We start from the raw sequence: 20,956 nt of genomic DNA, 5'->3' as shown, positions 1-20,956 counted from the left end.
AAAAGCCCGCTCGATGCGGGCTTTTTCATGCCTGGAGAACAGCGTTCCAGAATCGCTTCCTGATCACCATTGCAGGGTGATTTCACTCTCGAACTCACGCATCCGGCCGGTGACCGGATCGATAAATTTCAGCCCCTGAGCCAGCAGTTTCAAAGGATTGGCGTAGTCATCCTGCGCATCCTTGAGCACATCGGGGTAAAACGGGTCGTTGCAGATACCGGCGCCCAACGCCGCCATATGTACCCGTAGCTGATGTTTCTTGCCCGTCACCGGGTAAAGACCATAACGCCAGAGATCCCCCTGTTTCTCCCTGACTTCGACCGCCGTCTCGGTGTTGCTGGCCCCCGGACCTTCCTGCATGCGGAAGAACGGCTCGCCATCGACCAGTCGGCTTTTATGCACCAACGGGAAAGCCAGGCCGGGCAACGCCTTTGCGATGGCCTCGTAGCGTTTTTCGATTTGCCGGGTTGGAAACAACGACTGATAAGCCGAACGGGTCTGCGGATTGGAGGAAAACAGCACCAGCCCCGCGGTGTGCCGGTCGATGCGATGTAATGGCACCAGGTGCGAATTGTCCAGGCGTCGGATCAAGCGCCGCAGCAGCGTCTGTTCGACGTATTCGCCAGCCGGCGTCACGGGCAGGAAATGTGGCTTGTCGGCCACCACCAGGTGCTCGTCCGCGTACAGAATCGACTCGATCACCGGGATCGGTTTTTCATCCGGCACTTCGCGAAAATAATGAATCCGCAAGCCTTCCCTGTAGGCCAGATCGAGGGCAATCGCAATGCCCTGCCCATCGAGGACCCGGCCACGGGCAATCCTGTCCAGCCATTGTTCACGACTGATGGCGCTGAAATGCTCACACAGGCAATCGACAACGGTCTGCCACGGGCCAGGTGGCAAGTAGAGCGTACTGGCCTGACTGTGTGCCGCGGAAAATGAAGAAGTGGACATACGAAAGCTCTAACCTCAGTGCAGAGCGGCATTATCCAACAGCAAGGGGAATGAACCTAGGGGGCGTTCTCAATTAGTTTTTCCGGCGCGGCGTGAAAACCAATTGAGAACTCCTCCCAAGATTCCTCAAGCCGGGACCTGTGCGCGCGCCGCCGCTTCGGTGTACTCCTTGAGCCAGCGCAGTACATCGACCGCCTCCCAGCGAGCGGGGTCATACAGGGCGTACAACAATCCCTGATAACCCACGACATCCAGTTGCCGGTGATAACCCGCGCGCTGAAACAAGGCTTCGATTTCTGCGAAACAGGTATTGAAATGCGTTTTGTTGAAGGGTGTTTTCCCCTCGGTCACCAGACCATCCAGACGCAACTCAAGGACAGCCTCGCGCACAACGTCCGCGGACATCCGGTTCACGCTGTTCTTCAACTGTTCGACATTGACCACGATTCATCCCTCTGACGCCCGGGCTTGCCTGCTCACTCCCGAAAATCAGGAACGGCAAGGCAGGCACCGCAAATAACTGTATGCGCATACAGTATCCGATCAACACCGAATAAGCCAAGAGGATCAATCGCAAAGTTCGACAGGCGGGACATGCCCCAGCACAAGAACCGCTCAACGCAGAAACGCCACCACCTGATCGGCACTGAACGGCCAGCCCAGTTCAGCGCCGGTATCGACTCGTCGCAACACCGGAATTCGCAGGCTGTAGGCTGCGAACCATGTTTCATCGTCAGCGATATCCACCAGTTCCACCAGCAGGCCGCGCTCGACGAACTCCATCAACATGGCTTCGGCTACTTCACAGAGATGGCATCCAAGGGTGCCGAACAGCTGACATTCGGGAAGCATGAGCGCTCAACCAGAAAATAAAGTGACCATTCTAGGCCTGCCCCGAAAAACCGTCGAGCCATTGAGCCCTCCCTGCCCTGATGCAACCGGCGATAAAGAGACCCGAGTCAGTCCTGGCTCACGGCGCCGATCTTGTGGATCGACAGGTCCGCGCCGTAATACTCCTCTTCCTGGCTCAGGCGCAATCCATGCAGCGCCTTGATCACGCCATACACAGCAAACCCGCCGGCCAATGCCACGGTGATACCCAGCGCGGTGCCGATCATCTGGCTGATCAGGCTGACCCCGCCCAGCCCGCCCAAAGCGGTCTGGCCAAAAATGCCGCAGGCGATGCCGCCCCACACGCCGCACAAGCCATGCAACGGCCACACCCCCAACACATCGTCGATGCGCCATTTGCCTTGGGCCGCGGTAAAGCACCAGACAAACAGCGCCCCCGCGACGGCACCAGTGACCAGCGCCCCCACAGGATGCATCAGGTCGGAACCGGCACAGATTGCCACGAGCCCCGCCAACGGGCCGTTGTGCAGAAAGCCGGGGTCGTTGCGCCCGACAATCAGCGCCGCCACGGTACCGCCAACCATGGCCATCAACGAGTTCACCGCCACCAGTCCGCTGACACCTTGCAGGGTTTGTGCACTCATGACGTTGAAACCGAACCAGCCAACAATCAGGATCCACGAGCCCAGTGCCAGAAACGGGATGCTCGATGGCGCGAACGCGACCAGCCGGCCCTCGCGATAGCGGCCATTACGCGGCCCGAGCAACAGCACCGCCGCCAGTGCCAGCCAACCGCCCATGGCATGCACCACCACGGAGCCTGCGAAATCATGGAAACCGGCGCCAAAACGCTCCAGCAACCAGGCTTGCAAACCCAGGTTCCCGTTCCAGACAATGCCTTCGAAGAACGGATAGATGAACGCGACGATCAACGCGGTTGCACACAGCTGGGGGACAAACCGGGCACGCTCGGCGATCCCTCCGGAAATGATCGCCGGGATCGCCGCGGCAAAGGTCAGCAGGAAGAAAAACTTCACCAGTCCATAACCATGGTCGGCATTGAGCACGGCCGCTGGCTGCATGAACGTCACGCCATAGGAAATCCAATAGCCTATAAAGAAGTAGGCCAGTGTCGAAACGGCGAAGTCGCTGAGGATTTTCGACAACGCATTGACCTGGTTTTTCTGGCGCACGGTTCCGACTTCGAGAAAGGCGAAACCGGCGTGCATGGCCAGAACCATGACCGCGCCGATCAAAATGAACAATGTGTTGGAGCTATGGACCAGGGTGTCCACAGCGCTTTGCAGATTTTCCATGGAATGGGCAGACCTTATGGCAGAAAAAAGCACCAAAGCAGTTCGCGATGACTGCCAACGCACCAAGTTGCAGCTTCAAGGCATCAGCGCACTGATCCCGTTGAACCACTTTGGGGCGCGGACGCCGCCCAGGAAAAACGCGCCCTGGACGTTTACGCGAGTTTTTGATTGTTGGTCCTACGGTTTTACTGAAATCATGCCCGGCAATAGCGCAATGGTGCGGACCGGCGCACCACGACCCAGCAAAAGTTGTACCAGCCATTTGTACTGAACCTTCGCCGAAGGCTCATACTCGAACGCATCAGAAAGCCACTTAAGGAGATCCACCATGGCCCGCCCCCAGGCAAAGACTGCTCAAGAAATCCTGATGAACGACTTTCAGACACTGGTCAGTGACACAGAACGCTTGCTGGAGCACACCGCGACCCTGGCCGGCGATCAGGCCGACGAGTTGCGCGAGCAGATCCACGAGAGCCTCTTGCGTGCCCGTGAAACCCTGAAACTGACCGAAGACTCCCTGCGCGAACACGGCAAGGCTGCTGTCACCGCCACTGAAGACTATGTCCAGGCCAACCCTTGGCAATCTGTCGGGATCGCGGCCGGCGTGGGATTCCTGATCGGCCTGCTGGCAAGTCGGCGCTGATATGTCGATCGGCGAATCCGGCCCGTCCGTGACGGGTACAAGCTCCTCATCGCGGCGCCTGGGTGCTGCCTTTCTGGGGTTGCTGCACAGCCATGTCGAGCTGTTCGGCATCGAATTGCAGGAACAAAAAGCCCGCACCGTCAGCCTGTTGCTGTTTGCCGGCCTGACGCTGGTGTTTGCGTTGCTGCTGCTGGTAGGACTGTCGACGCTGGTGCTTATCCTGTTCTGGGACACCTATCGCCTGGCCGCCATCATCGGGCTCTGTGTGTTCTACTCCCTCGCCGCCATATTCTGTGGAATGCGCTTGAGAGCAGCGATTTTCGATGAGTCCTCGCCCTTCCATGGCACCCTGGAAGAGTTGGCCAATGATCGGGAGCGCCTGCTGCCATGAGCCTGCCTGAATTGCCACAAAACAGCTCGCGCGCGGAAATGCGCAAGGCCCTTATCCGCCTGCGCATGGAAATGCATCGTCAGGAAATCCGCCACGAGTCCGCGCAACTGCTGCAACCCTTGCAACGGGTGCGCGGGATGACGCAAAACCTGCAGGACGGCTTCGGCATCAAGCACGCTCCACTCTGGGGCGTGGCTGCCGTTACCTTGCTGGGCTTTCTGACCGGAAAGGGTGCGAAAAACGGGGATGGTCTCAGCAGCCTGACCCGGCTGGTCCGCCTCGGCACCACACTGGGGCCGCTGATCAAGCTGATCTTGCAGGGTTCTTCGCGCAAAGACTGATCAGTTTTTTCTGGCTGTTTTCTTGCCATGTCGACGGGATGCGCCCCTCTATCGAGGGGTGCAATCCTGTGCGCCTGCCCGGTCAACAGGCACCCTCCAGAAAATGATCTTGCAAGGAGGCCTCGATATCGACGCCGCCGGGTTGTAGTTCCGCTTGCAGGTCATGGCGCGAAACGGGAAGCTAGGCCATCAGACACCTGACGGAGAGACCCGCCTTGGATTGGCACACTCTGCTTACCCGCGAACGCCTCGGAAAACCTCTGCACAGCCCTGAAGAACTCGGCCGCAGCCCTTTTCACAAAGACCACGACCGCATCATTTTCTCGGGGGCTTTCCGCCGCCTCGGGCGCAAGACCCAGGTCCATCCGGTCTCCAGCAATGATCACATCCATACGCGCCTGACCCACTCGCTGGAAGTCAGTTGCGTGGGGCGTTCACTGGGCATGCGCGTCGGCGAAACCATCCGCAGGACCCTGCCCGAATGGTGCGAACCCAGCGACCTGGGCATGGTGGTGCAATCGGCCTGCCTGGCACACGACATCGGCAACCCGCCGTTCGGCCATTCCGGTGAAGACGCGATCCGCCATTGGTTCCAGCAAGCCGCCGGCCGTGGCTGGCTGGATGCAATGAGTGAAGCCGAGCGCAATGACTTCCTGAATTTCGAAGGCAATGCCCAAGGCTTTCGGGTACTCACCCAACTGGAGTATCACCAGTTCGACGGCGGCACCCGTCTGACCTATGCAACGCTGGGCACGTACCTGAAGTATCCATGGACGGCCAGGCACGCCGACTCGCTGGGCTACAAGAAACACAAGTTCGGCTGTTATCAGAGCGAGCTGCCGCTGCTGGAGCAGATCGCCCATAAGCTCGGCCTGCCACAACTGGAGGAGCAACGCTGGGCGCGGCACCCGCTGGTGTACCTGATGGAGGCCGCCGACGACATCTGCTATGCGCTGATCGACCTGGAAGACGGCCTGGAAATGGAGTTGCTCGAATACGCCGAAGTCGAATCCCTGCTGCTGGGCCTGGTGGGCGATGACTTGCCGGAAACCTACCGCCAGCTCGGTCCCGACGATTCGCGCCGACGCAAACTGGCGATCCTGCGCGGCAAAGCCATCGAGCACTTGACCAATGCCGCGGCCCGCGCCTTCGTCGAGCAACAGGATGCGCTGCTGGCCGGTACATTGCCCGGCGATCTGGTGGAACACATGCACGGGCCCGCCAAGCGTTGCGTGCTGAACGCCAAGGACATGGCCCGCAAGAAAATCTTCCAGGACAAGCGCAAGACCCTGCACGAGATCGGCGCCTACACCACGCTGGAAATCCTGCTCAACGCCTTTTGCGGTGCTGCGCTGGAGCAGCACAACGGGCGTACGCCGTCATTCAAGAGCCGCCGTATCCTTGACCTGCTGGGCAACAATGCACCCGATCCTCACGGCCCCTTGCATACTTCGTTTTTGCGCATGATTGATTTCATCGCCGGCATGACCGACAGCTATGCCAGTGACATGGCCCTGGAAATGACCGGCCGCGCCAGCCACTGAGGTGAAACGATTGATCAGCCATTACGGCATTCGTTATGGCTGATCCCCCATTAAACATCCAACAGCACTCAAACTTCGTCGAATCGCCCTACAGCACATGGCGAGCAAACTGATCGCTTGCCCGGTACTCTCGCGAAACAATCGCCCTCCCTTCTGTTCGACAGATGAAGTGCGCCCCATGGCCAAAGACGATCTACGCATCCTCGTGGTGGAAGACCATCCCTTCCAATTGATAGCCACTCAATGCCTGCTGGAAAGTTATGGCTTCACCCGGCTGACGACCACTGACAGCGCCAAAGGCGCCCTGCAGCAACTGCTCGAGGCCGACCAACCGTTCGACATCCTTTTATGTGATCAGTGCCTGCCCGATCTGACGGGACTGGATCTGGTCCGGTTCGCCAGCCAGCGAGGGCTGATCAGGCAAGCGATCATTCTGAGCAGCCTGACGTCGTCTGAACTGGATGAGCTTGAAAAAACAGCCACTGAACACCGGCTGCCATTATTGGGTTACTTGATAAAACCACTGAAACAATCTGAATTTAGAGACTTGTTGACCTCAGCACCACTATAGAAAAAAAACATATAAAAACTGACAAATACGCAGTGAAAAACTTACAAACAACTTCCTTTTAAAGCACACCCGCTCTTGGACTTTTTTCAGCTTTCCTAATAATAAACCTAGTTAATACGTAGTCCTATTCTTTTTAATCTGTAGGATTTTTCCTATATTGCTGCTACAGGTCGGTCCGTTCATGCGTCCCTTCAAGTATCTGAGCTATGGTGCGCGCTTTATTTGAGCTCGCATGGGACTTGATTATGAACTCCGTTTTTATTGTCGACGATCACCCGGTTATCCGCCTTGCCGTTCGAATGCTGCTGGAACATGAAGGTTACAAAGTCGTCGGCGAAACTGACAATGGGGTCGACGCCATGCAGATGGTTCGCGAATGCATGCCGGACCTGGTCATTCTCGACATCAGCATTCCAAAACTGGATGGCCTGGAAGTGCTATCCCGATTCAATGCAATGAGTACCCCTCTTAAAACACTGGTACTGACAGCACAATGCCCGACACTTTTTGGTATTCGTTGCATGCAATCGGGTGCATCGGGCTATGTCTGCAAACAAGAGGACATCAGTGAACTGGTCAGCGCCATAAGAGCGGTATTTGCAGGTTACAACTATTTCCCGAGCGAGGCCTTGAACCCCGTCCGCGGAGATGAAACACGCTGCATCGAACTGGAACTGTTCAAATCGGTAAATGACCGGGAACTGATGGTCTTGCAACTTTTTGCCCAGGGTCGCACAAACAAGGAAATTGCCAAGGGCATGTTTCTGAGCAACAAGACCGTGAGCACCTACAAAAAGCGCCTCATGCAAAAACTCAAAGCCAAATCCCTGGTTGAACTGATCGAGATGGCAAAACGTAACGCACTCGTATGAGAACCTGGATGCCCAGCCGTTTGAAGGTTTATCTGGCTCAACTGACCGCGGGTCTATGCGTGAGCACCTCGTTGTTCGGGGCACCGGGCAATGAAAACTACAGGCTGCTCGGCCGCTCGAATGCCGGGGCGCTGGAGGTTCGGCTGGATGAATCCCAGCGACAATGGATAACACAAAAAAATCAACTGACGCTCGGTACGTCGGCCCCGGACTATCCCCCATTCGACCTGACCACCAGTGGCCGGGACTATGAAGGGTTTACCGCCGATTACGCCGGTCTCCTGGAAAAAGTAACCGGTCTGCCCGTCACGGTTCAGCGTTTCGATTCCCGAGGGGCCGCGATCGCTGCGCTGGAGAACGGCGAAGTCGATCTGCTCGGTACCGCCAATGGATTCGAAGCCGGCAATGCTGACATTGCCCTGTCCATACCCTATGCCGTCGACCAACCCGTACTGGTGACCCGCGAAGGGGAAACCCGATCCCTCACCGATGGCCTGGCCGGATTGCGCCTGAGCATGGTCTATCACTACTTGCCGCTGGCGGAAGTCAAGGCGTTGTACCCGAAGGCGATCCTTACCTCCTATCCGTCCTACCAGAATGCGATCAATGCCGTTGCTTTCGATCAGGCGGACGTGTTTCTCGGTGACACCATTTCAACTCACTACATGATCAACAAGGGGTACCTGAACAATATCCGCATGGCCAACTTCGGCAAACATGAAGCCTTTGGTTTCAGCTTCGCCGTCAACCGGAACAACCCCGAACTGCTTGGCATCATCAACGCGATGATCACGGCCATCCCCTCCAGTGAACGGGAAAACATAGCCAAACGCTGGAGCGCAGGCAGCGACATTCTGCTGACCGATCAAAAGCTGCAGCTCACTGACCGGGAAGAACGCTGGCTGAGCCACCACCCGATTGTGCGCGTTGTCGTCAACGAAGCCTTTGCGCCACTGACATTTTTCGATAGCAATGGCAATTTTCGTGGGGTCACCGCGGATTTGCTTGAGCTGATCAGGCTGCGTACCGGCTTGCGCTTCGATATCCGGAGCAGTCGAAGCGATGACGAGATGATCAAACAGATCAAGGACAACAGGGTAGATGTGATTGCCGCGTTGCTCCCCAGCGCCGAACGTCAAACCCAGCTGAACTTTACCCGCCCTTTTCTGGAAAATTCCTACGTCCTGCTGACCCGCAAAGCCGCCGACAGCCCGACCAACCTCACGCACTTACAGGACAAGCGCCTGGCCATTGCCCGCGGCAATCCGCTCATGGATTACCTGCGCAGAGAGTTTCCCCGGATCAAGTTGATCGAAACCCCGGATACCTTCAGCGCCGTTGAGTTACTCGCCGAAGGCCAGGCAGAGGGCGCGGTGAACTCACTGGTCATTGCCAATTACTTCATTTCCTCGCGGCTGTTCGAGCACTCATTGCAAATCAGCACCACCATCGGCACCAAGCAGGCGGCGTTTTCCCTTGCTACCGCTCGGGATGCCAAAGAGCTGAACGCCATTCTCGACAAGGCCTTGCTGAGCATCTCGCCGGAAGAACTGGGCATCATCAACAGTCGCTGGCGCGGCTATTCGGCGTCCTCGCAAAGCACCTGGCGCAACTATCAAAGACTGTTCTACCAAATTGTCATCGGTGCAGGCGTGTTATTGCTGATTTCCGTTGCGTGGAACGACTACATGCGACGCCAGATCAAGCAACGCAAGGCTGCCGAGCGTGCGTTGAACGATCAGTTCGAGTTCATGCGATCGCTGGTCAATGGCACGCCCCATCCGATCTACGTGCGTGATCGCCAGGGGCTGCTGCAAAGTTGCAACGACAGTTACCTGCAAGCGTTCTGCGCCCGGCGTGAAGATGTCATCGGCAAAAGCGTCATGCAGGGATCGATGAGCAATGTGTTCGAAGCCCGGGAGTACCAGGCCGACTACCAGCGCGTGGTGGCCGAGGGCAGACCGTTGATCGTCGATCGCGAGCTGCACATTGGTGGCCGGCGGCTGACGATCTATCACTGGATTCTTCCCTATCGGGATTCCAGCGCAAAAGTGCAAGGCATTATCGGTGGCTGGATCGACATCAGCGAACGGCGGCAACTGCTTGATGATCTGCGTTGCGCGAAAGAACGCGCCGATAACGCCAACCGGGCCAAAAGCACGTTTCTGGCCACGATGAGCCATGAGATCCGCACACCGATGAATGCAATCATCGGCATGCTTGAACTGACACTCAAGCGTCTTGATCATCAGCACCCGGAGCGTGCGGCCATCGATGTCGCCTACAACTCGGCGAAAGGGTTGCTGGAATTGATCGGCGACATTCTGGACATCGCCAGAATCGAATCAGGACGTTTGAGCCTGAGTCCGGAGCGGGTTAATCCGGGTGAGCTTGTAACCTCGGTCGTGCGGATTTTCGAAGGCCTGGCCCGACAGAAGGAGCTCGAACTGGTACTGGAGTTTTCATCGGCAAAACCGACCTTCGATGTGTTGCTGGACCCATTGCGCTTCAAACAGGTGCTGTCCAACCTGATCAGCAATGCCATCAAGTTTACCGAACAAGGCCAGGTCCGGGTCGTTGTCGACCTGCACCCGGCAACGCAACCTGGGCGTGTGCGGATGCGGGTGCAGGTTCACGACAGTGGTATCGGGATCAGCGAACAGGACCAACAACGCTTGTTCGAACCCTTCGCTCAGGCCGACCACGCCATGCAATCGGCCAGGGGAGGCGCAGGGCTGGGACTGGTGATCAGCCGCAATCTCTGCGAGATGATGGGCGGCAGCCTGCAATTGCACAGCGAGCCGGGCATCGGCACCCAAGTGGAGGTGTTGTTGCAGCTGGAAGCGTTGCCACTTCAACAGTTGGCCCAGGTTGTCGAAACCCAGGTCGTCGTTGCCACAACCCCATTGAATGTTCTGGTCGTCGACGATCACTCGGCCAATCGATTGCTCACGTGCCAGCAACTGGAGTTTCTTGGGCATCGATTTGCCGTCGCGGCCGATGGACAGGAAGGATTGGAGGCATGGAAAGACCAGCCTTTTGATCTGGTGATCGCCGATTGCAACATGCCGATCATGAACGGTTATGAGCTGGCCCGTGCCATTCGCCAGCATGAGCGACAACTCCATCGCCCTCCCTGCACCGTTCTTGGCTTTACCGCCAATGCTCAACCGGAAGAAATACAACGCTGTAAACAGGCCGGAATGAACGACTGCCTGTTCAAACCCCTCAGCCTCGGAGCCTTGAGTCAATGGATACAAGGCATTGAACCGACCCAGGCAGCCCCGGCATTCAGCCTCCACGGGTTGAAACTGCTGACAGGGGGCAACCCGGTGTTGAACCGACGATTGCTGAACGAACTGGTGAGCAGCAACCGCCAGGATCTGCCAACGCTTTTGTCGCTATCCAGCTCCGGGGATACCCAGGCGCTGCGGGACATCGCCCACAAAATCAAAGGCGCAGCCCGGATAGTACAGGCCTCCCCCCTGATCGACTGCTGCGAGGCACTCGAAGCCGCCTGCCATGAAGATTTCGATCGCGAAAAAGTGGCCGGATGCTGCAAATCCATGCAACGCGCCATGCTTGAGCTGGAGGACGCGTTGCTACATCAGATCGAGCAATATGACGAAGGCAAAATGCCAGAGCCTTAACTATGCTTGGTCCCTCGGCAGTGTGTTGACCATGTTGGAGAAACCCGCTATGCCTGACCCACTGCGCACGGATCCACGCCGGTTTCCGCTGCATGTCCATATCAGCGTGATGTTCACCTTTTTATTGTTGCTGACCGGGGCGGTACTGGGGCTTTTCAACTACGGGCAAACCACACAGATCATCTTGTCCAGCAGCGAAAAACTCTTCAACCGCATTGAGCAGGATGTCCGGCTGGACCTGCACGCGACCTATGACCCCATTCGCCATCTGTTGAGCCTGCTGGCACTCAATCCGGCGGGCCGTTCCCCTGATCTGGACCAACGCCTGGCACTGCTCGAACCGTTCAGCCAGTCACTCGAAGACAACCCCAACCTGGCTTCGCTGTACCTGGGCTACGACAATGGTGACTTTTTCATGGTCCGCCCGCTGCGTACCCCTGAGGTCAAAACCCTGGTCAAGGCCCCGGACACGGCGGTTTACCAGGTCTGGAGCATCGAGCATGACAGCAACGGCCAGGCCCACTCCCAGTCGTTGTTTTTTGATCGGAACCTGGCGCTTGTCAGCCGTCAGGACAAACTGAACGACACGTACGATCCACGCAATCGTGCCTGGTATACCAGCGCCCGCGGCGAGAATGACCAGGTCACCACCGAACCCTATATCTTCTTTTCCACCCACGACATCGGCACGACACTGGCACGACGCAGCGGCGACAAGGCAATCCTGGCCGCTGACCTGACCCTGGCCGAACTCAGCGCGACCCTGGCCAAGCACGTCGTGACCCCCAATACCGAAATCGTGCTGTTCGATGCCGAAGGCAATGCCATTGCCTATCCCGACAGCCGCAGGCTGATCATCGATGATCAGACTTCCCGCCTGATCAAGGCGGCGGACCTGAGCCCCACCCTGGGTGCGTTGCTCAACGGTTCCCCTCAGGGCAATCGCCTGAACGCCAACGGCCGGCAGTGGATCGTGGCCCGTAGCAGCATGCAGGAAGGCGGCCCCCAAGGCCTGCAACTGGCGCTGCTGGTACCGGAAGACGAGTTGCTCGTCGACGCGTACCGGATGCGCTGGCAAGGTGCGATCATTACCCTGGCAACCTTGCTGTTGTGCGTGCCGCTGGGTTGGCTGACGTCAAGAATCCTGGTCAAACCCTTGCGCGCCCTGGTGCAGGAGGCCGATGCGATTCGCAGTTTCGATTTCAATTTTCCGCTTTCCCGTCGCTCGCCGGTGCTCGAAGTCGACCAGTTGAGTGTGTCGATGGCACGGATGAAAGACACCCTGGCGAGCTTCTTCCAGATCACAGACAGCCTCAGCGCCGAAACCCGTTTCGCCCCGCTGCTGGAACGGGTGTTGTTTGAAACCGTGAAAATCGGTCAAGCCCAGGCCGGCCTCATCTATTTGCGTGAAGGTGATGGCGAGCACATGGAACCCCACGGACTGGTCATCAATAACACCACCGAAAACCTGCAAGCCTTCGACATCCGCGGACACTCGCTCAAGAATCCGCAAAGCCCCCCATGGCTGCACCAATTGGCCAACGTCGACACTGTCGTCAGCAACCTGGGTTTCGAGCAGGCGGGTGATCTGCAGAAAATACTGCTCGCCCTGGAAAGTCCTCGGGTCCATCTGATCGGGATCCGCCTGCACAATCGCCACAACGAAACCGTGGGTCTGCTGGTATTGCTGTTGGCCGACAGCGGCGAGCAGAGCGATCTGGACAACCTGCGGCCGGACCGCATTGCGTTTCTCCAGGCGGTGTCCGGCGCGGCTGCCGTGTGCATCGAGAGCCAGCGCCTGCAGGCCCGGCAAAAACAGCTGCTGGACGCCTTCATTCAACTGCTGGCCGGCGCCATCGACGCCAAAAGCCCCTACACCGGCGGCCATTGCCAGCGCGTACCGGAACTGACCCTGATGCTTGCCCGGGCGGCGGCAGACAGCCAGGAGCCCGCCTTCAGCGCCTATCAGCCGACCGAAGATGAATGGGAGGCACTGCACATCGCCGCTTGGCTGCACGATTGCGGCAAGGTCACCACGCCGGAATACGTCGTCGACAAAGCCACGAAACTGGAAACCCTGACCGATCGCATCCACGAAATTCGTACCCGATTCGAGGTACTAAAGCGCGATGCCTGGATCAGCTACTGGCAGGCCATCGCCCTGGGCGGCGACGAGCAAGCGCTGGCGGAACTGCGCAATGCCAGCCTGGCAGGGCTGGATGATGATTTCGCCTTCGTGGCCCGTTGCAATCTCGGCGGCGAAGCCATGGCCGACGCTGACCTGCAACGCCTGCGCAGTCTGGCTGAACGCACCTGGACCCGGACCCTGGATGACCGGCTGGGCGTGTCCTGGGAAGAAAACCGGCGTCAGGCCCGAACGCCCACCCCCACCCTGCCAGTCAGCGAACCCTTACTGGCGGACAAACCCGAACACCTGTTCGAGCGCAGCGAAAACGAAGTGATACCACAAGACAATCCCCTGGGCTTCAAACTCGACGTTCCGCCCCACAAATACAACCGGGGCGAACTGTACAACCTGAGCATTGTCCGGGGCACCCTGACGAGCGAGGAGCGTTATGTCATCAATAACCACATCGTTCAGACGATTCTGATGCTCAACCATCTGCCGTTCCCCGAGCACTTGCGCAGCGTCGCGGAAATAGCCGGCGGGCACCACGAAAAAATGGACGGCAGTGGTTATCCGAAACGCTTGAAGCGAGAGGAAATGAGCCTGCCGGCGCGGATGATGGCGATTGCCGATATCTTCGAAGCCTTGACGGCCGCCGACCGCCCCTACAAAAAAGCCAAGACCTTGAGCGAGGCGCTGGGCATCATGGCGATCATGTGCCGTGATGCCCACATCGACCCGGAGCTATTCGGGCTGTTCATCAAGACACAGATCTATCTGCAGTACGCCAGGCGCTTCCTCGACCCCGGGCAGGTCGATGCGGTGGACGCCTCGGGTCTACTGGCCAAGGCCGGCCTGGCGTCTTGATCAGCAGTCGGTCAGGCGCAGGAAAATCGCTGCCAGCTGTTCGATTCCGGCCTGGTCCCGCGCGGTGAAACGCGCGAGTTTCGGACTGTCGAGGTCGAGCACACCGATCAATCGGCCGTCCTTGACCAGCGGCACCACCAGTTCGCTGTTCGAGGCGCTGTCGCAGGCAATGTGACCGGGGAACGCATGCACATCTTCGACTCGTTGAGTCTGCAAGGTAGCTGCCGCCGCCCCGCAAACGCCACGGCCGAACGGAATCCGTACACAAGCGATCTGCCCCTGAAACGGGCCCAACACCAGTTCTTCATGACGGTTGAGGTAGAAACCGGCCCAATTCAAATCATCGAGCTGGTTGAAAAGAAACGCCGAGAACTGTGCGGCATTGGCGATGAAATCCCGCTCGTCAGCCAACAAGGACTCAAGCTGTGCGTGCAACATGCCGTAGCCTTCGAGGCCCTTGCCGCTCTTCTGCAAATCGATCATGCCTTGTGCTCCAACAGTTTCAGCCCGACCCAATAACGGGCAAATTGATAGGCGCAACGCCCATTGCGATTACCTCGGCCGGTGGCCCAGCGTACCGCCAGGATGTCCAGCTCCTCGGTGCGCTGCCAGGCCAGTCCGGCCTTGCCGGCCAACTGGCCGATCCAGTGTTCGACGACGTCGAGGAAGTGTTCCTGGGTAAACGGATAGAACGACAGCCACAGGCCGAAGCGATCCGACAGCGCGATCTTGTCTTCCACCGCCTCGCTCGGATGCAGTTCGCCGTCGACCCGCTTCCAGTTTTCGTTGTCACTTTCCTTTTCCGGCACCAGGTGTCGACGGTTGGAGGTGGCGTACAGCAAAACGTTGTCCGGCGCCTGTTCCAGCGAGCCATCAAGGACGCTCTTGAGCACTCGGTAATCACCCTCGCCCGACTCGAACGAAAGGTCATCGCAAAACAGCACGAAACGCTGGGGCAGTTTGCCGATCTGCTCGACCACCCGCGGCAGGTCTGCCAGGTGATCACGTTCAATCTCGATCAAGCGCAAACCGGCTTGAGCGTGCTCAGCCAGCAAGGCGCGCACCAGCGACGACTTGCCGGTACCGCGCGACCCCCAGAGCAAGGCATGGTTGGCCGGCATGCCGTCGAGGAACTGTTGGGTATTGCGTCCAAGCTGCCCGACTTGCCGGTCGACGCCGATCAGGTCCGACAAACGCATGTCGAGGCTGACCTCCAGCGGCATCAGAAAACCGCCGCGTGACTCACGCTGCCAGCGCGCGGCCAGGCATTGCGTCCAGTCGATGGCTGGCCGGGGGGCCGGCAGCAACGGCTCGATACGGGCCAGAACGGCATCGGCGCGTTCAAGAAAAGCATTCAATCGGGAATCCACGACTTCTCCTCGGGCTCGTTCACAGTAATGATGGTGATACAGCGACGAAACACAGCGTCACACAAGCGGCGGCCCCAGCAGTACAGGCCTCGCGAGAACATCAGCAGGCAGGCATGATCGACTATGCTTGAGCAGCGAAAGGAAACGGAAGTGGTTCACCCCCCCATGGACATCAAATTCACCAACCGGCTGTCATTCAAGCAAGCCCGGCTTACCGTGCTGGTCGGTTTCATTCTGGGCACGCTGCTCAGCCTGCTGCAAATAGGCATCGATTATGCCAGTGAAGACGCCTCCATCAATCGTGAAATCCTTTCATTGCTGGAAATCAGCCACAACCCGGCCTCGCGAATCGCCTACAACATCGACGCCGAACTCGCCAAGGAACTGACCTTGGGTTTGCTGCGATCGCCGGCGATCACTAGCGCGAAACTGATCGATAACAACGGCACCGTGCTGGCCAACGTCAAGCGACCCGGTGTGGAAAACGGTTACCGGATGCTCAGTGACTTCCTGTTCGGCGCCAGCCGACAGTTCGAAGACCGGCTTTACCTGGATCATCTACCCAGCGAATCCCTGGGTACGCTGCGGCTGAACGTCGACACTTACGCCTTCGGTGACCGGTTCCTGCGCCGGGCCGAAGTGACCCTGCTCAATGGATTCGCCCGCAGCCTGCTGCTGTCCGGCATCCTGCTGGCACTGTTCTATGTGATGCTGACCAAACCCCTGGTGCGGGTCATCCGTGAACTCAGCGGTCGCGACCCGAGCAGCACCGAGCCGACTTCACTGGTGTGTCCCTCCGGACACGCCAATGATGAGATCGGTGTGCTGGTCAAGGCTGCCAACCAGCAATTCAAGAACATCGCCACCGAAATCCAGCAGCGGCGCAACGCGGAAAACCGCCTGACCGAATATCTCGGCCAACTGGAAAACATCGTTTCGGCCCGCACGGCCGAACTCAAGGCGATCAACGACCGGCTGAGCCAATCCAACGAGGAACTGGAAGTCGCGCGCCGCACAGCACTGGACATGGCCGAAGCCCGCTCGGTGTTCCTGGCCAACATGAGCCATGAAATCCGCACGCCCCTCAATGGCTTGCTCGGGATGATCGCTCTGTCCCTCGACGGACCGCTCAATGCCGAACAACAGCAGCAACTGTCGATCGCCCATGACTCGGGCAAAGTGCTGGTGGAATTGCTCAACGATATTCTCGATTTGTCGAAGTTCGATGCCGGTCAACTCGAACTTGAACACATCCCCTTCGACCTGGGCTCGCTGATCGAAGACACCGCCAACCTGTTGTCGCAGAACGCCGCCCCCAGCGTCGAACTGACCTGCCTGATCGATCCGTATTTCCCGGCACTGGTGCTCGGCGATCCGACCCGGGTGCGGCAGATCGTCAGTAACCTGCTGTCCAACGCCCTCAAGTTCACCCGTTTCGGGCGGGTCGACGTGCGCCTGTCGACGTTCGGCGACGGCGTCAGGATCGAAGTGTGCGACACCGGCATCGGCATTCCTCAGGATGCCCAGGTCAAGATCCTCCAGCCTTTCACCCAGGCCGGCGCCGGTATTACCCGCCAATTTGGCGGCACCGGGCTGGGCCTGGCCCTGACCTACAACCTTTGCGAAGCCATGCAGGGGCGCCTGACCATCAGCTCCGAGGCGGGGTTTGGCAGCCAGTTCTGCGCGGACTTGCCATTGCCCAGTCATACCCGTTCAATGCCTGCTGTTTCGCTCAAGGGCAAAGTCATTGCCATCACGGCCGCCAGCAGCGGGCTGGGGGAACTGTTGAACAGCCAGTTGCCTGTCTGGGGGCTGGACTATGAACGGCGTTCCATGGATGACCCACTGCTTGGCCTGACCGCCGACGTGCTCATCACCGACTGCCCAGAATGCCTGTTCAATTTGCGCCCCACCCTCAGCGCGCCGATCCTGCTGATTACCGCGTATGGCAACTTCATGCCCGGCGAAGAGGTCAACGCCCTCGCCCCCCTGCAACAACAGGCCCGCCCCTTGGCCCGCAATATGCTGCTTCAGACGTTGCGGCGGATCCTGCAACCGCAAACCCACCCGGTCAACGAGACCCGGCTCGACACGCAATGCCCGCAACGCCGAGGGCGCGTGCTGTTGGTGGAAGATAATCCGGTCAACCAGTTGGTGGCCAAGGGCATGCTCGGCAAACTCGGCTGCGAGGTCACCACCGCGGCTCATGGTGGCGAGGCCCTGGACCAGCTCGAGCAACGGGAATTCGACCTGGTGCTGATGGACTGCAACATGCCGGTGATGGACGGCTATGAAGCCAGCCGGCAAATCCGCCGCAGCGGACGCTGGCCTCAACTGCCCATCGTCGCCCTGACGGCCAACGCCATGTCGGAGGAACGCGAACGCTGTCGTGCCGCGGGCATGAGCGACTATCTGGCCAAACCCTTCCGGCGCGAAGAACTGGCCGCCCTGCTGGATTTGTGGATCCCCGCTACGACAGTGCCTTGATCTGCCCCAACAGGTGATCGAGGCCATCGCGCAAGTCGTTGAGACGATTCAGATCGACCCCGCTGTCGCACAACAGGCGCGCCTTGAGTGGCCCGACCTGATCGCGCAAGGCCGTGCCGGCTGGCGACAGGCTCATGTGCACTTCACGCTCATCGCGCGCCGAACGCTGACGCTGCACCAGTTGCAGTTGTTCCAGGCGCTTGAGCAAGGGTGTCAGCGTGCCGGAATCCAGGGCCAGACGTTCGCCCAGCGCCTTGACGGTCGGCTGCTCCGGGGCCGCTTCCTGCCACTCCCACAGCACCAGCATCGCCAGGTACTGAGGGTAAGTCAGGCCCAACTGGTCGAGCATTGGCTTGTAGGCGCGAATCACCGCCCGGGAAGCCGCGTACAGCTTGAAACACAGCTGGCTGTCGAGCTTCAGCGAATCGATTGACAAGGTGTTCATTTGAGCAGGGCTTCGATCTCGCGGGTCAGGTCCTGCGGCTTGGTCGCCGGAGCGAAGCGCTTGACCAGTTGCCCGTCCTTGCCAATCAGGAACTTGGTGAAGTTCCACTTGATGCCCTGGGAACCCAGCACACCCGGTGCGCGTTTTTTCAGTTGCACGAACAGCGGATGGGCGTCGGCACCATTGACCTCGATCTTTTTGAACAGCGGGAAGCTGACTCCGAAGTTCAGCTCGCAGAACTCGGAGATCGCCCCTTCGTTACCCGGCTCTTGCTTGCCGAACTGGTTGCAGGGAAAGCCGAGCACCACCAGGCCCTGGTCCTTATAGGTCTGCCACAGCTCTTCCAGGCCCTTGTACTGCGGAGTGAAACCGCACTTGCTGGCCGTGTTGACCACCAGCACGGCCTTGCCGGCGAAATCCGCCAGGGTCTTTTGTTCACCCTTGATCGTGGTGCAAGGGATGCTCAGCAGGTTGTCGCTCATATTTGAGTTTCCGAGTGAATGGAAGTACAAACAAAATAGCGAGCAATTGAATTGTGTACAATTTAAATATCGGGAAAGCGATCATCGGATCGCTTCGGGGACTTACTCGCGGGGTACCAGGTCCAGGCACACCGAATTGATGCAATAGCGCAGGCCCGTCGGGGGCGGGCCGTCGGGGAACACGTGGCCAAGATGCGCATCGCATTTGGCGCAGACCACTTCGGTGCGGATCATGCCATGACTGACATCGCGGATTTCGGTCATGGCGCTGTCGCCGATCGGCGCGTAGAAACTCGGCCAGCCGCAGCCGGAATCGAACTTGGTCGTGGAGTCGAACAGTGGCTCGCTACAGCAGATGCAGTGGTAGATACCGTCGGTCTTGGTGGCGTTGTATTTGCCGGAAAACGGACGTTCGGTGCCTTTGAGGCGGCACACGTTGTACTGCTCCGGGTCGAGCATCGCCTTCCATTCTTCCAGGGTTTTTTCCAACTTTTCCATCATCACACCTCAGCGGCTGAAAAAGCCCGATCTGTACCTTTTCCACGGATCGGGCGGCACGTATGATTGCGCCTCGTCAAACGCCAGTCTGGCAGCCAGACCACGCGCATTCAAACGGAAATATGGGTGCTGCATCTCAAGGCGTCAGGCCTGTGTGAATACGCAGGATTCCCAGCACGGTTGCCCAAACGCCGTCTGGATCGTTCATTTTCGGGAACACATCGCCATGCAGGTCAGCAAATCGAACAAGCTCGCCAACGTCTGCTACGACATTCGCGGCCCGGTGCTCAAGCACGCCAAGCGCCTGGAAGAGGAAGGCCATCGCATCCTCAAGCTGAACATCGGCAACCCGGCGCCCTTTGGTTTCGAAGCACCGGATGAAATCCTCCAGGACGTGATCCGCAACCTGCCGACCGCCCAGGGCTACAGCGATTCCAAGGGCCTGTTCAGTGCGCGCAAGGCCGTCATGCAGTACTACCAGCAAAAGCAGGTGGAAGGCGTCGGCATTGAAGACATCTACCTGGGCAATGGCGTTTCCGAACTGATCGTGATGTCGATGCAGGCCCTGCTCAACAATGGCGACGAAGTACTGGTGCCAGCACCGGACTATCCGTTGTGGACCGCAGCCGTGAGCCTGTCCGGCGGCAATCCGGTGCATTACCTGTGCGACGAGCAAGCCAACTGGTGGCCGGACCTGGCCGACATCAAGGCCAAGATCACCCCGAACACCAAGGCCCTGGTGATCATCAACCCGAACAACCCGACCGGTGCGGTGTATTCGAAGGAAGTGCTGCTGGGCATGCTGGAACTGGCCCGCCAGCACAATCTGGTGGTGTTCTCCGACGAGATCTACGACAAGATCCTCTACGACGATGCCGTACACATCTGCACCGCCTCCCTGGCGCCGGACCTGCTGTGCCTGACCTTCAACGGTCTGTCCAAGTCCTATCGCGTGGCCGGTTTCCGTTCCGGCTGGATCGCCATTTCCGGCCCGAAACACCACGCCCAGAGCTACATCGAAGGCATCGACATGCTGGCGAACATGCGCCTGTGCGCCAACGTGCCGAGCCAGCACGCGATCCAGACCGCCCTGGGTGGTTATCAGAGCATCAATGACCTGGTTCTGCCCCAGGGCCGACTGTTGGAACAACGCAATCGCACCTGGGAGTTGCTCAACGACATTCCGGGCGTAAGCTGCGTCAAGCCGATGGGCGCGCTGTATGCATTCCCACGGATCGATCCCAAGGTCTGCCCGATCCACAACGACGAAAAGTTCGTCCTCGACCTGCTGCTCTCCGAGAAACTGCTGGTGGTTCAAGGCACCGCGTTCAACTGGCCATGGCCAGACCACTTCCGCGTCGTGACCCTGCCCCGTGTCGATGACCTGGAAATGGCCATCGGACGCATCGGTGGCTTCCTCAAGTCCTACCGCCAGTAAGCGATCTGTCACCGTGCGACCTTCCCGCAGGTCGCACGGTCATTCATCCGGCAACATTTGTTTGCATTGCGCCACTGGCAGTCGCTTTGTCGCTGCCGGTCAGTGCC

At 58.8% G+C, this 20,956-nt stretch carries 19 protein-coding genes; 10 read left to right on the top strand and 9 right to left on the bottom strand.

All coding sequences use genetic code 11. From position 1 onward, the window contains the following. Positions 1 to 63 precede the first annotated feature (63 nt). The 4 genes from PMI34_RS16975 to PMI34_RS16990 all read right to left on the bottom strand — a co-directional run bounded on the left by PMI34_RS16975 (position 64) and on the right by PMI34_RS16990 (position 3,122). The gene (locus PMI34_RS16975; RefSeq protein WP_008049109.1) at positions 64 to 954 is read right to left on the bottom strand and encodes a pseudouridine synthase; all 891 of its coding nucleotides are present in this window, start codon (positions 952 to 954) and stop codon (positions 64 to 66) included. Between the two features lie 126 nt (positions 955 to 1,080). Next, entirely contained in the window at positions 1,081 to 1,398 is a 318-nt protein-coding gene (locus PMI34_RS16980; protein ID WP_008049108.1) for a hypothetical protein, read from the bottom strand. Positions 1,399 to 1,569: 171 nt separating this feature from the next. After that, a complete protein-coding gene (locus tag PMI34_RS16985) occupies positions 1,570 to 1,806 on the bottom strand; it encodes a glutaredoxin family protein (protein ID WP_008049107.1) in 237 nt (78 codons plus the stop codon). Positions 1,807 to 1,913: 107 nt separating this feature from the next. Further along, positions 1,914 to 3,122 carry an ammonium transporter gene (locus PMI34_RS16990; RefSeq protein ID WP_008049106.1) on the bottom strand — a complete coding sequence of 403 codons (1,209 nt, stop codon included), beginning with the start codon at positions 3,120 to 3,122 and terminating at the stop codon, positions 1,914 to 1,916. Positions 3,123 to 3,450: 328 nt separating this feature from the next. On the opposite strand from PMI34_RS16990, the gene PMI34_RS16995 reads away from it, so the two are divergent. The 8 genes from PMI34_RS16995 (at position 3,451) to PMI34_RS17030 (ending at position 14,129) form a co-directional block, all read left to right on the top strand. Then, on the top strand, positions 3,451 to 3,765 hold the full coding sequence (locus PMI34_RS16995) for a DUF883 family protein (RefSeq protein WP_008049105.1): 315 nt from the start codon (positions 3,451 to 3,453) through the stop codon (positions 3,763 to 3,765). A 1-nt stretch (position 3,766) separates the two neighbouring features. Continuing rightward, the gene (locus PMI34_RS17000) at positions 3,767 to 4,156 is read left to right on the top strand and encodes a phage holin family protein (RefSeq protein WP_008049104.1); all 390 of its coding nucleotides are present in this window, start codon (positions 3,767 to 3,769) and stop codon (positions 4,154 to 4,156) included. Continuing rightward, positions 4,153 to 4,497 carry a hypothetical protein gene (locus tag PMI34_RS17005; protein ID WP_008049103.1) on the top strand — a complete coding sequence of 115 codons (345 nt, stop codon included), beginning with the start codon at positions 4,153 to 4,155 and terminating at the stop codon, positions 4,495 to 4,497. The genes PMI34_RS17000 and PMI34_RS17005 overlap by 4 nt, the downstream gene beginning before the upstream one ends. A 215-nt stretch (positions 4,498 to 4,712) precedes the next feature. Beyond that, positions 4,713 to 6,041 carry a deoxyguanosinetriphosphate triphosphohydrolase gene (locus tag PMI34_RS17010; protein ID WP_008049102.1) on the top strand — a complete coding sequence of 443 codons (1,329 nt, stop codon included), beginning with the start codon at positions 4,713 to 4,715 and terminating at the stop codon, positions 6,039 to 6,041. A 178-nt stretch (positions 6,042 to 6,219) separates the two neighbouring features. After that, on the top strand, positions 6,220 to 6,612 hold the full coding sequence (locus tag PMI34_RS17015; RefSeq protein WP_032829565.1) for a response regulator: 393 nt from the start codon (positions 6,220 to 6,222) through the stop codon (positions 6,610 to 6,612). 245 nt (positions 6,613 to 6,857) lie between these two features. Next, on the top strand, positions 6,858 to 7,484 hold the full coding sequence (locus tag PMI34_RS17020; RefSeq protein WP_008049098.1) for a response regulator transcription factor: 627 nt from the start codon (positions 6,858 to 6,860) through the stop codon (positions 7,482 to 7,484). Between the two features lie 8 nt (positions 7,485 to 7,492). Then, positions 7,493 to 11,134: a transporter substrate-binding domain-containing protein gene (locus PMI34_RS17025; protein WP_008049096.1), complete on the top strand. Its 3,642-nt coding sequence runs from the start codon at positions 7,493 to 7,495 to the stop codon at positions 11,132 to 11,134. Between the two features lie 49 nt (positions 11,135 to 11,183). Then, a complete protein-coding gene (locus PMI34_RS17030; RefSeq protein WP_008049090.1) occupies positions 11,184 to 14,129 on the top strand; it encodes an HD domain-containing phosphohydrolase in 2,946 nt (981 codons plus the stop codon). On the opposite strand, the gene PMI34_RS17035 is transcribed toward PMI34_RS17030, so the two are convergent. After that, a complete protein-coding gene (locus PMI34_RS17035; protein ID WP_008049089.1) occupies positions 14,130 to 14,612 on the bottom strand; it encodes a GAF domain-containing protein in 483 nt (160 codons plus the stop codon). Beyond that, complete coding sequence (locus PMI34_RS17040; RefSeq protein WP_008049087.1) at positions 14,609 to 15,499, bottom strand: ATP-binding protein; 891 nt, start codon at positions 15,497 to 15,499, stop codon at positions 14,609 to 14,611. Before PMI34_RS17040 ends, PMI34_RS17035 begins: the two co-directional genes overlap by 4 nt. A 123-nt stretch (positions 15,500 to 15,622) precedes the next feature. Here PMI34_RS17040 and PMI34_RS17045 point away from each other — a divergent pair, with 123 nt between their 5' ends. Then, positions 15,623 to 17,986 carry a hybrid sensor histidine kinase/response regulator gene (locus tag PMI34_RS17045; RefSeq protein ID WP_008049086.1) on the top strand — a complete coding sequence of 788 codons (2,364 nt, stop codon included), beginning with the start codon at positions 15,623 to 15,625 and terminating at the stop codon, positions 17,984 to 17,986. On the opposite strand, the gene PMI34_RS17050 is transcribed toward PMI34_RS17045, so the two are convergent. From PMI34_RS17050 to msrB, 3 genes are all read right to left on the bottom strand, one after another. Continuing rightward, complete coding sequence (locus tag PMI34_RS17050) at positions 17,970 to 18,431, bottom strand: MarR family winged helix-turn-helix transcriptional regulator (RefSeq protein ID WP_008049085.1); 462 nt, start codon at positions 18,429 to 18,431, stop codon at positions 17,970 to 17,972. The two genes, PMI34_RS17045 and PMI34_RS17050, sit on opposite strands and share 17 nt — an antisense overlap. Continuing rightward, the gene (locus PMI34_RS17055; protein ID WP_007983498.1) at positions 18,428 to 18,913 is read right to left on the bottom strand and encodes a glutathione peroxidase; all 486 of its coding nucleotides are present in this window, start codon (positions 18,911 to 18,913) and stop codon (positions 18,428 to 18,430) included. The genes PMI34_RS17050 and PMI34_RS17055 overlap by 4 nt, the downstream gene beginning before the upstream one ends. 102 nt (positions 18,914 to 19,015) lie before the next feature. Continuing rightward, positions 19,016 to 19,411: a peptide-methionine (R)-S-oxide reductase MsrB gene (msrB, locus tag PMI34_RS17060; RefSeq protein WP_008049084.1), complete on the bottom strand. Its 396-nt coding sequence runs from the start codon at positions 19,409 to 19,411 to the stop codon at positions 19,016 to 19,018. A 226-nt stretch (positions 19,412 to 19,637) separates the two neighbouring features. On the opposite strand from msrB, the gene PMI34_RS17065 reads away from it, so the two are divergent. After that, positions 19,638 to 20,849, top strand: coding sequence for a pyridoxal phosphate-dependent aminotransferase (locus tag PMI34_RS17065; protein WP_007973513.1), 1,212 nt, complete (start codon positions 19,638 to 19,640; stop codon positions 20,847 to 20,849). The last annotated feature ends 107 nt before the right edge of the window (positions 20,850 to 20,956 follow it).

Origin of the sequence: Pseudomonas sp. GM74 (assembly GCF_000282455.1) — a bacterium.
Taxonomy (GTDB): domain Bacteria; phylum Pseudomonadota; class Gammaproteobacteria; order Pseudomonadales; family Pseudomonadaceae; genus Aquipseudomonas.
Note: the sequence above shows the minus strand (reverse complement) of the source record. Positions and strands in the feature narration are given on the sequence as shown.